Below are 530 nucleotides of genomic sequence, written 5' to 3' on the forward strand. Positions count from 1 at the left end.
TGGCACCATCGGTATGCTAAAATCGGATCACGGTTACGTTCCTATCGCTGGCTTTATGGAAAAACAGCTTGCCAGCATGCCGGAATTTCACCGTCCAGAGATGCCGGAATACACTATCCACGAATATGATCCTCTTATCGACTCATCAGATATGACACCAGCAGACTGGCAACAAATCGCTGATGACATTCGTGACAACTACGACAAGTACGATGGTTTCGTTATTCTGCACGGCACTGACACGATGGCTTACACCGCGTCGGCTTTGTCTTTCATGCTAGAAAACCTGGGTAAGCCAGTTATCGTTACTGGTTCTCAAATTCCTTTGGCTGAACTACGCTCTGATGGTCAAGCAAACTTACTAAATGCTCTGCACATCGCAGCAAACTACCCAATCAACGAAGTCACCTTATTCTTCAACAATCAGTTGATGCGTGGCAACCGCAGCACAAAATCTCATGCTGACGGCTTTAATGCATTTACGTCACCAAACTTGCCGCCACTGTTGGAAGCGGGCATCAACATTCAGA

1 protein-coding gene is annotated in these 530 nt (G+C 46.8%); it reads left to right on the top strand.

Annotated features, from left to right (window positions below; genetic code table 11):
* A partial coding sequence (locus tag R7Q48_RS30705; RefSeq protein WP_318134195.1) for an asparaginase domain-containing protein occupies positions 1–530 on the top strand: 530 nt, incomplete at both ends.

The organism is Vibrio sp. 378, assembly GCF_033339435.1.